Annotated in this window: 8 protein-coding genes; 1 reads left to right on the forward strand and 7 read right to left on the reverse strand. The window is 45.0% G+C overall.

Annotation, left to right across the window (positions count from 1 at the left end; translation table 11 throughout):
• Positions 1–27: 27 nt before the first annotated feature.
• Positions 28–5,475 carry a fibronectin type III domain-containing protein gene (locus M1K58_RS27195; protein WP_256762040.1) on the reverse strand — a complete coding sequence of 1,816 codons (5,448 nt, stop codon included), beginning with the start codon at positions 5,473–5,475 and terminating at the stop codon, positions 28–30.
• 252 nt (positions 5,476–5,727) lie between these two features.
• Entirely contained in the window at positions 5,728–6,414 is a 687-nt protein-coding gene (locus M1K58_RS27200; protein ID WP_256762041.1) for a M50 family metallopeptidase, read from the reverse strand.
• Between the two features lie 124 nt (positions 6,415–6,538).
• Here M1K58_RS27200 and M1K58_RS27205 point away from each other — a divergent pair, with 124 nt between their 5' ends.
• Positions 6,539–9,619: a hybrid sensor histidine kinase/response regulator gene (locus M1K58_RS27205; protein ID WP_256762042.1), complete on the forward strand. Its 3,081-nt coding sequence runs from the start codon at positions 6,539–6,541 to the stop codon at positions 9,617–9,619.
• A gap of 189 nt (positions 9,620–9,808) precedes the next feature.
• Here M1K58_RS27205 and M1K58_RS27210 read toward each other — a convergent pair whose 3' ends face one another.
• The 5 genes from M1K58_RS27210 to M1K58_RS27230 all read right to left on the reverse strand — a co-directional run bounded on the left by M1K58_RS27210 (position 9,809) and on the right by M1K58_RS27230 (position 14,907).
• Positions 9,809–11,011 (reverse strand): MFS transporter, encoded by a 1,203-nt coding sequence (locus M1K58_RS27210; RefSeq protein WP_256762043.1) that lies wholly within the window; start codon positions 11,009–11,011, stop codon positions 9,809–9,811.
• Between the two features lie 14 nt (positions 11,012–11,025).
• Positions 11,026–11,478 carry a MarR family winged helix-turn-helix transcriptional regulator gene (locus tag M1K58_RS27215; protein ID WP_256762044.1) on the reverse strand — a complete coding sequence of 151 codons (453 nt, stop codon included), beginning with the start codon at positions 11,476–11,478 and terminating at the stop codon, positions 11,026–11,028.
• Between the two features lie 143 nt (positions 11,479–11,621).
• The gene (locus M1K58_RS27220; RefSeq protein WP_256762045.1) at positions 11,622–12,452 is read right to left on the reverse strand and encodes a VanW family protein; all 831 of its coding nucleotides are present in this window, start codon (positions 12,450–12,452) and stop codon (positions 11,622–11,624) included.
• Positions 12,453–12,496: 44 nt separating this feature from the next.
• Positions 12,497–13,657, reverse strand: a complete 1,161-nt coding sequence (locus M1K58_RS27225) for a pyridoxal phosphate-dependent aminotransferase (RefSeq protein ID WP_256762046.1) — start codon at positions 13,655–13,657, stop codon at positions 12,497–12,499.
• 224 nt (positions 13,658–13,881) lie between these two features.
• A complete protein-coding gene (locus tag M1K58_RS27230; RefSeq protein WP_256762047.1) occupies positions 13,882–14,907 on the reverse strand; it encodes a M23 family metallopeptidase in 1,026 nt (341 codons plus the stop codon).
• Positions 14,908–15,033 lie beyond the last annotated feature (126 nt).

A 15,033-nucleotide genomic window follows, 5' to 3' on the forward strand; every position in this document is an offset into this window, starting at 1 on the left:
ATATCCTCCCTTAGTTAAACCGTTAGGTTACTGAGTTCTGCCTGATCTCAATTGAATACTTCCGTTAAATGTATCTCCGACAGACTGCAAGAACACTTCCTGCTGATCCTGTGTCTGCTTCCAGACCGTTACGTCTACTAGCGCTCCTTGTTGCTGCCCATGGCTCCGGCTATTATCGCGAAGCATAATGAGGACCGTATATGTCTCGCCTTGTCTAGTCGCCGCGCCTTGAAGATAGGCGCTTTGGCCATTCACGATAACCCAGTCGAACGCTTGTAGCTCCAATTCAAATCCCATTTGATTCGCCTTCAACCGTAGTTCCCCTTGTACAGTCCCATTGGCGTTGGTACTCAGATCGGCTTTGATTTGCAACTTGTTGTTGCCATTGCCATTACCATGTCCGTTGCCGTTGCCGTTTCCATGACCGTTTCCGTTACCACGAAATAAGGACGGATCAGCAAGCTCGACTTGGCCATTCACCTTGATCTGTGATGGCGCACCAGCCACCGCTATCGTAGACAGCGCCTCATGGATTTGGTACAGCGGGTTGGGCAACAATGTGGCTTCAAGCTCGTATAGTCCAGCTTCCAAATTGGTTATCGTCTGCACCGCTCCTGATGCATCCGTCTGATAGACAGCTTGCGAGACAGAAGCTCGGCTACCGTCAGCATCCAAACGAAATAATTCAAGCTTCATCGGAAGTCCCTGCAGCTCTCCAAGCTCACTATCCTGCTGCTGAATCACATTAGCCGCCAGGTTTACGCTCATGCCCTGCGTTGCAAACGTTGTCCCTGAGTAAATAACCGATGCTGCTTCCTTCGTTACCGTCAGCACGTTCTGATCTACTGCAGACGGATACGAACCACTCCCGGCGAACGTCACCTGAATCGGAATCGCAGTGGATTCCAGCCCAGCATCCGTTGCTAGCAGTACCTGATAGACCAGTCTAGCTATTCCTGTCTCATCTGTAACCGCCGAGCCAAGCTCCGATCCACCTACTACGCTGTAGGTAACTGTTTGACCACTAATCGGATTCCCTTCAGCGTTAGTCAACACAGCTGTTAAAGTTGTGTTGTCACTATATACGCCATCGGCCGAATTAAGCTGTAACAAAGTGCTGTCCATTGTGTTCGCTGGGGAGTCGTTCTTAAAGCCCCATCGCGGAACCAAGCTACCGCCACGATCTTTAGCCCCTGTCCCCCAGAAAGGAGCAAATGCGTAAGCGCCCGATTGTACTTGACCGACTTCCTTCGTCCAAAAGGAAGTGCCTTTCCCATTGGTCCCTGTGTCGTTAATGGCGAAAGCGAAGTTGCCTTCGTGTACCTGCTTGTTAGCTAATTGAACAAGCTCAGCTCTCAGCTCCGGAATGGCCTCCCACGCCACGGATATTTCGTATACCGTTTTACGAGCTACATCATCTCGTACAACCTTCATCCGACCTTCTGTTCCATCAATCTCCGCGATGTCCATCGGGCCCATTACTGACGTAAAATTCGCGTTCGTCGGATAATAGGTTTGCATGTTCGTTCCTGGTGCCGTCTGACGATGTAATTCTGGAACTCCGCCTTGAGCAAGCGTACCGACAAACAGATAATCCATGTAGGAACCTAACGCTTTGTTATAATGCAGATCTCCAAGCAGCAAATCGTCTGGGTTATTCTCGATCGTATCGAACGAAAGCTGCACGCTATCCGAGTTGAAAGCAAATCCATACGGATTGTCCGTGAACTTCATAGGCGAAGACTGATTCTCGTCCGGTACATCCGCTTGGAAATAGAAGTAGTCATCATCCCAAGCCGTCTTTACCTTGTAGATCACATTCTCGAACGACTGAGGGTTGTTGATGATTTCATCCGCTTTACTAGGATCGAGTAACGCCTCAAGGTAATCCTTACTGCCATTGCTGATCATGGTTACGGGTAGAACATCACTCCAATCGTTCACATCCCCGTCCACAGCTATGGTCTTCTTTGGAGCGTAAGCTACCTGAATCGTTTGTTTACCTTGCTGAGTGTGTACAACATTGCTCGATGAGTCATACACATCAAAGCTGTAATCAATGAGGTAGCGGTTAATTTCACTAACAGCTGTCTGAGTCGCCGGGAACGATACAATAACTTTCTCACCAGGCTGTAGGGGTCCCACTTGAACCGTATTCGTTTGCAAAGTCCAACCGGTTGGAGCCACGATGTTCAATTGTCCGCTCAGAGCTGTAGCGGTTGCATTCTCAACCTGAATATCAATGTTCGTGCCGTTCGCACGAACAGGCTCGATAAAGCTTAGTGGACTAATAATCAGAGGCTTCTCAAAGTCAAAGGAAGCTGTCGTAAGCTTCATCTTGAGTGCCTGAGGCGTAAGGTCTGATACGATATAATGCGTCTCCCAAGGGTTCAACGCAACCGTAATTGTTCCGTTACTACCATCGCCAACCAGCTTGCCGAGATAATCATAAACTTTAATGTTTTGTGCATCGTTTAACGTCAGCGTGCCTTTGTATTCCTTATCCGAATAAAGCGCTGCCGTTGCTTTACCATCATCCCGTTCGAACAGGAAGCCCCAAGCCGATTTGGATTGTGGATACAGTTCCTCTACTAATTCGCTGTCCTCTAAGAAATGGCTCATTGTCGAATAAGCAATAACTGCTGGTTTCGGTGCTTTACCATCGTAAATATTGAGTGTATCACCCGAGAATCCCTTGTCATAAGACAAAGCAAACCAGAATGTATGAATGGGAGTATCTCCGGCTCCCAGCTTATTCAGCAAATAAATAGGAGCTACCGTTCGAGCTACGCCGTATTTCTGCTCCTTCTGCGGTAAATAAGCAAGTTGCAACGTTTCAGCGTTCCCAAGCTCCGTTTGCCAGATTTCACCTTCACCAGCTCCTAAGGACCAATTGTCATCCATATACTTCTGAAGCTTGACGTATGCCAACATCGAAGGATCCGGAAGTCCATAGGCATGATTCGTAGAGCCATCAAGATATCCTACATTCGTTGAGCCTTTGGCATACACGACATCCCTTTGATAGGATGTAGAGCCACCGCCAATTAGCTTCACATCCGGATATTCCGGCTTCACACGTTCCCAAATCATCTTCGTCATATCGCGATAATCCTGCGAGTCGCCCGTCTTCCACGTCCATCCATGAACCCATGGTTCATTCCACAGCTCCCAGTTTTTGACGAGGTCCTGCATCGGAGCGATGGAGTTGTATACCATCTCTACATGTGCAGCCATGTCCAGCGGGCGATTCTGATGACGCGATAACGTCTCGCCATTCGGACCAGGCGACACATTCCACGACATATTGTAATTAATCATTCCTAGTAAGCTAACACCATAAGATTGCCAATCGAGTACCTCCTGTCGAGCCTTGGCAATTTCAGTAGCTCCCCAGTACACCCCTGGTGAAGGATTCACGATAGGGGGATCGACAGCGATTATGCCTCGTCTCCATTTCACACCGATCTTCTGAGCAATCTGTTTCATAATGGCTTGATCGCCTGTAGAGGTTAGACCGAGTCCAAACATCGAGTCTTCCTTTACACCCTTATGTGGGGGATGAAGGATTCCAAATGGGAGCTGCGTTATTTGACCCGTAGGAGCCACTCCCTCCTCCAGCACTTCCAGATGGAGAACATAGTAATTCGCTTCTGTGAGAGCCATCGTTGGAATCGTCAATTGCTTTAATTCAAAAGCGCTCATTTCAAACGGAATACTTTCTTCCCATACCGTATCCTGCTCTCTGGATAAGATCTTAGCTTTCACCAGCCCAACTGCTCCAACCGAGCGCCTATTCTTCAGCGCTACCGAGACGGTCGGAACCGCCGGCACATTCGAATCGAGTACATATAAGCCCGTCGGGTCGGTTAGCTCCGCTTTTTTGATGACAACCTGTTCCGGTTGAATACGTTGGACGACAACCTGGTCGAACGTCGCTGTAGCCAGTTGAGCATTCACATGACTCGACACCGCCAGTCCCACATAGATGTCCTGAGACATCGCTATTTGTTGTTGTCCGACTAGCTTCCATACAATTCCGTCAGCCGAGGAATACGCACTGATGGTCTGATCTTCCCTGACAAGCTTCACCCAATATGGTGATGTGACATTGACTCCGGAAGTATTCGTGCTATCTCCGCCCGTCTCAACCCGACGTTGGAATAACAAACCACTTGTTGGTGAAACGGCCATTAACGCTTGTTTGGAAGAGGAAGATAAGCTCTCGCGAATCATGACGCCTGCCTTAGCAGCGGCATGTGTTGCCCCAAAGCTGGAAACCCTGGCAATGATCTCTCCATCTCCCGTCCATGGTCGATAGACGTAATGGAAGGAATCATCTCTGCCCCAAATATCCGCGCCTGAAGCCCGAATGGTTATCACTCCATTGCTCTGCTCATAAGCAGCGTTACCCGCTACTCCCACCGAGCCGATATCCATATTTCCGTAGGGCATAGGCAAATTACCAACAGAGGCGTTCGTGGTTATGGAAACCGCATTACTTGCAGCCGATTCATTGCCCGCTCCATCACGAGCCTTCACTTCAAATGAATAGGCTGTATTTGGCGTTAATCCTTTTATTTTGTAGCTCGTAATACTTCCGATAACCGCTCCTTTATACGAACCATTCTGGTAAATCCGATAGGCGGTCACCCCGCTATTGTCGGTAGAAGGGGACCAAGATAAATTAGCAGTCGTATCCGTTTGCACGGGTACTGCCAAGTTTGTCGGCGCCGTCGGCTCCTGTGTATCGACGATAGCCTCCGGTATGATTTCGTATACCGCTAGATCATCGATGGCATATGCCTCATCCGTACCGTTCGTATCCGTGCGGACACTAAACCGAAACTCAATGTTCGAAATCTTTCTTTCTCCGCCGTTCGGAATGATCTCAAATCTGTACCCTGGCAAATCCTCATCATTGATCTCCTCAAGGATTTCGCTTCCTTCCGGTTCATCATGCAGATATGCACTTGTGCCAGCAATTTGGGTGTTAACCGTCGGAAACCGAGGAATCAGCACGTTGTCATAGTTGCCAAACTGAATACTGGTGTTAACGTCTTTAGCAACAGGCTTGCTGCTTACTGCCCTTCGCTCAAGCTTGAATTCATATACGAATGCAATGGGTGCCGTCCCTATCGGCATGCTGTATATTTCATTAATACGATTGAATAATGCGCCACTTGATAATTTGGCTGTAAACAGACTTGTGGCATTACTACCTAGTGAGGCATCCCTTAGCTCAAGTGCCGGATTTCCGTTGATTTGTACGATCGCTTGTGACCCTCCAGTTGTGGTGCTCGAAACCACAAACGGACTGTATCCGCTTTCAAATCCGGTATCAAAATCCCCAAGAAGTAGATTTGCCGACTTCTGCTCTCCACCAGCGGCACTTACGCTAGAGACGATCATTGTATTGGAGAAGAGTAAAACAATAATAAGTAGAGTGAGTGGGAATCGCTTACATGTATTCACGTTGCTCCCCCTTTCAACTAAACACAGTATTCTAAACATTAAATTGGTAGCTACCCGACTTAAATGTACCAATTGCAGCTCTATACAGGAATAGATTGTTTTGCCATTCCCTTGAATTTATTGCAATCTTCTGGGTTGCTATGTGGTCAACAACCTTCACTCGCTGTCACACCTCGCGTGGAAACCAAAAAAGGTTGCCTAATTAGGCAACCCTTGAATCCCTCTATTCAAATCCACTCGCTATACATTAAATTAATCAAATCCACGTTTGTAGAAGAGCGCGATCGAAATTTTGGAGCACCATAACGAGACTAACGTAAATAAGAGCGCCCAGAATATAGTTGGTATGTAAGTCACGCTACTTAGGTCCGCTGCATCACCTGCAGATCCCGAGTTCTGGATAGCGCTCGTCAGAATGAACAAGGAGCTAATGACCGACTCTACCAAGCAAATGAATGCAATGAGTAAATAATAGCCTTTAAGCAAACCTGGGCGGCGTAGTACGCAAATAAAGATGGAGAGTGCTGCGAATCCCGCACACCACCACATCCCGTATCCATTGCGGACGAATAATGCGAGCCCCAATATCGCCATAATCGCTATGATGATTAAACCCATTTTCTCACGTTTACGTGAGTGAAGGTAAAACAAGAGGACTGTAAATAAAGCAGACCCGATATATCCAGCAAGAGATATTGGAATGGACATCCAGTTATTCGAATAGGCGGTAGACGTTACACCGCTCTGATCCGCATACAGATGAATATACATGACGTTACCGGAAAGCAATAAAGTAACAAGTGCATGGAAAAGCTCATGAACTAGCGTATCGACATTTCGGAAAAAATCAGAGAACGGAATAAAGCGAGTAAGAAATGCTGTAATCGTTAGAAATATAGCTACTCTCAGCCAAGTTTTAATAGAAATCTCCTCTTTCATTTCTAAATCTCGCATGCTTATTCGACAATAATTAGTTAAATTGTACCATATAATCCATCCTATCTACTATTAAATAAACTCCAATAGGAAGGACTACTGCGGATAATGTCGAAATTATTGAATTATGATGACTAAGAGAAAAACACTACTCATTACTATGCTCTTCCTACTCACACTTACCGGAATTCGATTGCTATGGATAACAATCCAAACCCCTCCAGAGCATCCTTCTGCAGTTAATGGTGTACTAGATTTACGAGATTGGGATTTGAAAGGCAATGCTACGATTAATTTGAATGGGCAATGGGAGTTCTATCCTAACCAATTCATCAAACAAGACAATCCATCTGGAAATTACACTCCTAACCAATATATTAAAGTTCCCGGTAAATGGGGGGCTTATCTTTCTGAGGAGTCAAACTCCCAACTAGGTTATGGCTCCTACCGATTGCGTGTTCTAGTTACGCCGCAAATAGAGCAAAGCTTTGGTCTTCGAATGACCTGGATCACGAACTCCTACGAGCTATTCGTTAATGATCGTTTAATTGTTCAAACTGGCCAACCCGCCAACCATGCCGAGCAATATACGCCAAGAAGTACGTCTACTACCGTATCCTTCACATCAGATGAGGATGAACTCGACATTGTCATACACGTAGCTAATTACACCAATTTAAAAATGGGAGGGATCGTCCGATCTATCCAGTTTGGGGATGGTTCAGCCATTCAATCCAACAAGTGGTTTTCCAATAACACTCAGCTCATGGTTTGTTTCTTACTCGTCATCCATGCAATCTATGCCTGTATTCTCTATATGATTGGAACGCGCCAGAAGGTCATGATTACGTTCGCCCTACTCCTTATGAGCACCGTTCTTCTAATCTTGACAGATGATGACCGATTATTGTCCGTCTGGTTCCCGATTAACTTCACATGGATGTACAAGCTTCAGCAATTGTCCTTGATAAGCTCAGGAGCGCTCTTGTTCAAGTATATCATGCAGCTATTGCCCGAATATTCGAAAATAAAAACATTCCAGCGACTTATGTTCTTCTATGTAATAGCTGCGATCATGATGCTAATCGCTCCTTATTCCTTTAACCAGCAAGCCTTTTTCTTTTATTTTCTAATTATCCTCATCCCTAGTCTTATCATTCCAACACTCACGTTGCGCTCAGCAATGAAAGGCGATAGAGATGTGTTATTTCTACTGCTTGGTGTTACTGCAATTACGACTAATGCCCTGTGGGGCTTCATTAAGAATACGATTTGGACCGAACTGAGTTTTTACCCGTTAGATTTCATCATCGCTTTTCTAGCACTTGCAGCCTATTGGTTCAAACAGTATTTCCGATCATCTGTTCAGACTCAGAAGCTTGCAGAGAAACTGCAAAAAGCGGATAAGCTTAAAGATGATTTCCTGGCGAATACCTCACACGAATTACGTAACCCGCTTCACGGAATTATTAATATTGCCCAGTCTGTGCTAGACACAGGGAAAAATACTTTAGGTGACATTAATACTAAAAACTTAGAAGTGCTCGTTTCCGTTGGGAAGCGCATGTCTTTCTTAATCAATGATCTTCTCGAGCTTAACCAGCTCCAAGAAAGCGGTATTGTACTTCAGACTTCACCAACTCGAATCCAAACGCTAGCTTCTGGAGTATTCGATATGCTTCGGTTCATGACGGAAGGCAAGCCCATCCGATTAATCAATCATGTTCCGGACAACTTCCCATCGGTCATCGCCGACGAGAATAGACTTATCCAGATTATATTCAATCTCCTCCATAATGCCGTGAAATTTACAAACGAAGGAACAATCACAATTAATGCCTCCGTCAAAAATGGCGTAGCGAACATTATGATTATAGATACGGGTATCGGAATGGATGAAGAAACGCTTAAGCGGGTATTCCAACGCTACGAACAGGGTGACTCTAGTATGACCGCAATCGGAGGAGGACTCGGTCTCGGACTAAGCATTAGTAAACAGCTTATAGAATTGCATGGGGGAGAAATCCAAGTGATCTCAACTCCTGGTCAAGGCTCAGTTACTACCTTCACGATGCCGTTCGCATCTGTCTCCAAAGAGGATAATGTGACACCGGAGCTTACAGTATTATCCTCTTTGGTTGCCTTAAACATAGAAGCATCAGCTTCTTCCGAATCGGATCTTTTGGATGCTTCGCTCGAATCCATAATCGAGGACAAGGTTAGTATATTGGCTGTGGACGACGATCCCGTCAATCTGAATATATTAGTCAATATCCTCTATCAGGAGCATTACGACATTGTCACAGTAACGAGTGCCAAAGACGCGTTATCCATCTTGAATACACGAGAATGGGACTTGGTTATTAGTGACGTTATGATGCCTCATATGTCCGGTTATGAATTAACGCAAGCCATTCGCGAGAGCTTCTCTATCTCGGAGCTTCCCATCTTACTACTCACTGCACGCAGCCGAGCAGAGGATATCGAGGTTGGATTCCAGTCTGGTGCTAACGATTATGTAAGCAAACCGATGGACGCTTTGGAGCTCAGAACCAGGGTTCGTGCCCTTACAAATCTGAAGCAATCGGTGCGCGAACGGATGCGGATGGAGGGTGCATGGCTTCAAGCACAAATTCAACCGCACTTCCTGTTCAATACGTTAACTGCCGTAGCTGCACTGAGTGAGATAGATACAGTTAGAACACGTAAGCTACTTGAAGTATTCGGAAATTACTTGCGCGCCAGCTTTGATTTCAAGAATGCGGATAAGCTAGTTACACTTAAGCACGAGCTTGAGCTTGTCCACTCTTACGTGTATATCGAGAAAGAACGTTTCGAAGATCGATTGCAAGTAACGTGGGAATTGGACGAAAGTATTCCGTTATTCATTCCACCGCTAAGTATCCAACCCTTGGTTGAAAATGCAGTTAAGCACGGTATCATGAAGCGATCTCGAGGTGGAGAAATCGTGATACGGGTAATCGATCATGACGATTACGCAGAAATATCCGTAAGCGATGATGGTGTCGGCATGGATGAGGTCAAGCTGAAGCACATATTAGATATGCAACCTGGAAAGAGAACCGGAATCGGTCTCCTCAATACCGATAGGCGATTAAAGCAGATGTACGGTAAAGGACTTCAAATAGATAGCACATTAGGTCAAGGAACCACTGTTTCCTTTCGTGTGCTGAGGCGGAAAAAATAATGCGCTGGCTCTACAGATGCTTACGGGTGTCCCCAACAAGCAACTTTGAACCACTGCAATTGAGTTCCGCGGGTGCGAAGGCCATAAATGTGCCTCATTCAGCCGCAAAAGTTACCTTTCGTGTACTGAAACTGAAGCGAAAAAAAATAAGACAAGAAGCCACCTGATGGGCTTCTTGTCTTATTTTCATTATTGACTAAGAACAGTCTTCTTGTGCCTTACCTTATTCAACTGAACCACGATAAACACTACAAGGAACATCACCATAAATCCAGCCGAATAACGATACATAATCGCATAATCCGATGCAGCTGAGATTGCTCCAAGTAGGATTGCCCCAGTCGCTACCCCTAAGTCAGTCGAATTATAAAACATACTGTTAGCCATGCCATATTGAGCTTGTGTCGAAGATCGCAGCATCCATGCCTGAAGGGATGGCTGAATCGCACCAAAGCCAAGTCCGTACAGCAGCGCAGAAAGGATAAGCATCGGCATTGATGTTGTATATGAAAGTATAGCTAAGCTTGCGACGACACAAACCCCTGCTGGAATAAGAACGGCTGCTGGTCCTTTTCTATCGAACAGCCTGCCGGATATAGGCCTAATAATAATGATCGTGATCGCGTTAAACAGGAAGAACAATCCCACCTGCTCCAGGTGCACCGATTCGCCGAACAAGGCGATAAAGCTAAGTAATCCCCCGTAGGTTACAGCTAAAATAACATTGAGTACGGCTGGTAATACTAGCTTTGTGTTAAACGGAATTTTCTCAGATGGGCTTGAAATTTGTACGGATGGTTTTGCTCGTTCCGCTGGAATCGACCGCGACAACAGCAGTAGTGGAAAAGCAAGAAGCATCGTTATCATTCCGATTGTCGTTAGCATACTGAAACCCGAGCTCTCCATCACATTCAAGCCGATTAAAGGACCTATCGACATAGCTAGACTAGTCGATAGACCGAAATAACCAATTCCTTCTCCCATTCTTTTGACTGGAATAATTTGAGAGACTATCGTTGGTATAATTGTGCTAGCCATACCGAACCCTATGCCATATCCAACTCGCATTAGCAACAATGATCCAATGGAATCCGCAAAGACATACATACCGGTTATCGCTGCCGCAATGGCCATCCCAATATATAATAATACATTCCGTTTTACTTTCCGCATCAGGAATGCGGTCATAAACCTTGTCGCAATCGCGGTTAATGCGAACACACTAGTTACAAGGCTTACCATCAAATCACCCGCATGAAACTCACTCTTCACGTAAGCTGGAAAAGACGCTAGAAGCATCTGTAAATTAAGAAATAAAAATAATGAACAAACCGTTAAAACAATAAAGGCTTTCGTCCATAATCTCGTATGTGGCTCTTGTTGTGGAAGCATGATTTATTCCCTTCTTACTCTTTATTTATTATTTCATTAACATGATTATTAATTCTTAGAAGTAGCTCCATTAGCAGCTTATACTCGTCATCTGAAATACACTTCTTCACTTCCTTGGTCATTTGAGCCTCTATTGGAATCGTCTCTTTAATTAGAGATTTTCCTTTGTCCGAAATATACACCAAGAAGGAGCGCCGATCATTCTCACCTACTCGCTTATAGATGAGACCTTTAGCTTCTAAATGATCAAGAATACGGGTTGTCGTTGGCTTATCCTTGCCTGAGCGTTCCGCAATATCCTTCTGAATCAATCCATCCGTCCTGTCAATCTGGTAGAGGACTGACCATTGCTCTGGTGTGATCTCATGTTCTTTAAGCCCATTCTGAAATAACGAAGATAATTTACGATAAGTGTTGCCCATCATAAAGCCTATTGAAAGGTCTAACTGATTGTCATTTGTCGTCATGATTTTAATCCTCCAACTTCGTCATGAATATTAGTTGTCTAAACAACTATATACCAAAAAACTAATTATGTAAAGAATGACATACAAAAAAGACCATCCCCTTAATTACTGTGGAATAGTCCCTTATTCGAATGAATTCACGATCAAGATAAGAAAAATGGCTTGTAATGCTCTTTCTTCCTATACGTAATTTTGCCCATCCTGTTCTCTTCCCTATTCGTCATTCTCCTTGTCATCACTACCCAGCCTTTACGATAAGGTCGTTGTTCAGTGGGAGACTCGGGGTCAGAATTGACTGCTGGTTCAAGCTCCTCAAGAACTTCAGTCGTTACCGATACCTCGCAAGAGAGCGGTTTAGGTGAAATAAAACGACAAGTCAGTGTTAAATCATCCATACGTAGCTCAGCGACAATATAGATGTTGGCCTCATGCGTGTTTTTAAACTTCAAATCCTTCCTCCCGTAAACGTAGGTTGCATCCAATCCAAGATCGATAAACCTCTCCTCTCCCCAAAGGTCTGTGCTGTGATTGTGCTTTTCGAGTATACGCAAATTTGACTTCATAGCCGCATTAAACAGCAATGTACTAATTAAGCAAGAACCTCCACCTGCCATGTAATCGACACGACCACGGACGAACATCGGACCTTTCTGAAAGCCTTGTTCCTCCGTTGTCCCACCGAAAAATCGCCGAAGCGAGAACACTTCACCTGGTCTCAGCACGGAATGGTTAACTAATTGACAGCCGAGACCCATATTGTGGAATCGACTATGGTTGATTTCCTTAAGGTCCTCACGCCACTTCATCTGGATGCTTATTTCCGACAGCACATGTCCATCGAGAAATTCCGCTGTAGATTGAACCTTTCTCGATGAGATTCGAAAATACCACCCACGAAGCACGCTATGTACGTCATCAAGCAGTAACCTTGTTCTAAGTAATTTGATCGCAGGCTTCTTTCGATTTCCGGCCATTGGAAGGCCTCCTTCCTCCTAGTGGATCTTAACCACCATGACATCTAATCTGTAAAGAAGTCTACCAGACGCTCAATTCCTTCCTTGTATTTAAGAGAAGAGAAGGACAACCGCAGCGAGCTTGGCAGGCCAAAATCCGAACCAGGTACTGTCGCGACATAAGTGGACTCCATTATTCGAGTGGCCAACTCTAGGCTTGTTAAGATTCCATGTTTGTTCATATAAGCGGAGCAATCTAATGTAATGTAAAATCCGCCATTGGACCGATTTACCTTCACGTCCATCACTTGCGCAAGCCTATTAACCGTATAATCACGGCGATCTCTATAGAGATCAACTAAATCCTCAATCTCACTTTGTAAATCCAGAGCTGCGATTGCTCCGTACTGTACAACGGGATCAAGCGTTAGCATTGTATGATGCTGGATAACCGTTAACGGTTCTATTAATGCCTCCGGAACAATACAGTAGCCCACACGTCGCGCATACATTCGATACCCTTTGGAAAAGGCATTCGTCGTAATAAAGGTAGATTTTGTTTGCCCTAGCTGCACCGCCGAGACAGGATCGGAATCAAAACTCATATTAGCATATATTTCGTCATGAATAATGACGGCTTGTCCATTAACGAGAGTATCGATCTCGAGCATTTCCTCCCGGGAAATCATATTCCCTAGCGGGTTGCCAGGTGAATTCGTCACGACAACCTTAGTATGCGGAGTGAAATTTTCGCGAAAAGACTGCAAATCCACCCTCATCGTATCCGGGTTGATCTGGTAGTATTTGATCTTTGCCCCAGCTAACAAAGCAGAAAAATGATAGAGAGAATAATAGGGAGAAGGAAGAAGCACCTCGTCCTCTCGTCCTAACAGCAGCTGAAACAAATTTCGGAAAATGGAGCTTGTCCCCGATCCGATAATAAATTGACGCGAGGGAATGCTAACATCATATTTCTGCCGATAATACTGCGAAAGCTTTTCTCTAAGCTCTGGAAGACCAGCTGGGAAAACCTGCGAGCTTTTTTGGAAATCAACAAGAGCTTCCTCCATTGCTGCAGTGATCTGCGGATGGAGCGGAAGCTCCGACTTCCCTAGTGTCATACGGATCACATCCTTGTGATCCTGCTCATAGTCATAAGCCATTTGATCCAGTACGAACATAAGGAAACGCTGCTCGTGAAAGTCAATGCTTGTCCTCAATTGCAAGCTAATACCCTCCCCAACTGATCCTCTAAAACAAAATGAGAATTTTCTAATCTCTACTCCCTTATATCAGACGTTAGAATTTTACAAAAGTTACAAATTTCCATACAAAATTTAACTAATTATTCACCTGCACCTTCCCAACACATAAATAAAGCAGCAGTCCGCTTCTTTACGAGTCGGACTGCTGCTTTAGGTTTCATAGCGTATTTAGCTTGATTACGCGTCTAATCGGCAGCTATAACCTCACCCTGTCTTGGGTTCAAGCCACCCTCCCATTGCACTCGAATCGATTCCCCCTCAAACAAATCTTTATTATCGGATACCTGATAATGCAAATGAGCTTCGCTGGAATTTCCAGAGTTTCCGCATAATCCGATTGAATCCCCTTTGGACACCTGATCTCCAACCTTAACTTTGACAGACCCCATCTGAAGATGAGCTAAGAAGCTATACTCCCCATTGCCATGATCAATAACGACTACATTACCTGCAGGATGATCTTCGTTCATGACACCTACAGGTTCGTTGTCCTTAATATCGTTTATCGCTTGTACAACCGTGCCACTCTGCGGCGCAACAATTTCTTGACCAAAAGCATAATAGCTTTCGTTCTTCGTTGCGTCGCCATCATAAGTGAATCCAGCCTTCACCTGAAAAACATCATAAGCATAACGTTGACTTGGGACCTCGTAGTGATAGTTTGAAAGAACATCTTGTCCCCCCCAGAACACAAACCACTCCCCTTTGAATGGAATCCCGTAGGCAAGCTTAGTCTGAACCTGATCTGTTTGCGGGAAGCTTTCTAATGGCATCAATTGCAAGCCCGTAATTACACCTTCCGTATCTATGATCGCGATAATCCCTTTCTTGCTTTCTTGATCGGTCCAAGTGTTATATTGTCCATCGTTAATTTTTATCTGCGAATGTGACTTCCAGGCTGTAACCCCTTCACTGTAACCGAGGATCCCCTCTCGGAACTGAGCTAAGGATATTTCTTTTCGGAAAATATCGCTCGTCTGGTTATAGATATCATCGTAGGCCCTGTTTTTTAATGCCTGACCGATCTGTTCCGCATTCCCATTCATAGATTCGGACTCCTCCAGTTTGGATTGTGTTGGTACAGCCTCCGGTGCGGCTTCACTTGCTGTCCCTATGCCTGTCGCTGAAGCTAACTCAATCTTGTTATTGCTGCCCCCGCAACCTGTGAGTAGAACTGCGCTCGTCACCCATAAGATCAATATCATTCTCATATGCCACTCCACCCTCTTATTGTTATCTCTCAATGATGAGGGACCCATCTTATAGAATTCGAAACGGAAGCTTACGCCTATCTTAATTTAGTAGAACAATAATTAAGATTCCGTTAAGGTTGTCAT

Source organism: Cohnella sp. WQ 127256 (assembly GCF_024519285.1).
Lineage (GTDB): Bacteria > Bacillota > Bacilli > Paenibacillales > Paenibacillaceae > Cohnella.

Bases quoted from the DNA above. Each gene is read 5' to 3' on its own strand.
- M1K58_RS27220 (WP_256762045.1), bottom strand. From the start codon at position 12,452: ATGGCCGGAAATCGAAAGAAGCCTGCGATCAAATTACTTAGAACAAGG.
- M1K58_RS27215 (WP_256762044.1), bottom strand. From the start codon at position 11,478: ATGACGACAAATGACAATCAGTTAGACCTTTCAATAGGCTTTATGATG.
- M1K58_RS27200 (WP_256762041.1), bottom strand. From the start codon at position 6,414: ATGAAAGAGGAGATTTCTATTAAAACTTGGCTGAGAGTAGCTATATTT.
- M1K58_RS27230 (WP_256762047.1), bottom strand. From the start codon at position 14,907: ATGAGAATGATATTGATCTTATGGGTGACGAGCGCAGTTCTACTCACA.
- M1K58_RS27210 (WP_256762043.1), bottom strand. From the start codon at position 11,011: ATGCTTCCACAACAAGAGCCACATACGAGATTATGGACGAAAGCCTTT.
- M1K58_RS27205 (WP_256762042.1), top strand. From the start codon at position 6,539: ATGATGACTAAGAGAAAAACACTACTCATTACTATGCTCTTCCTACTC.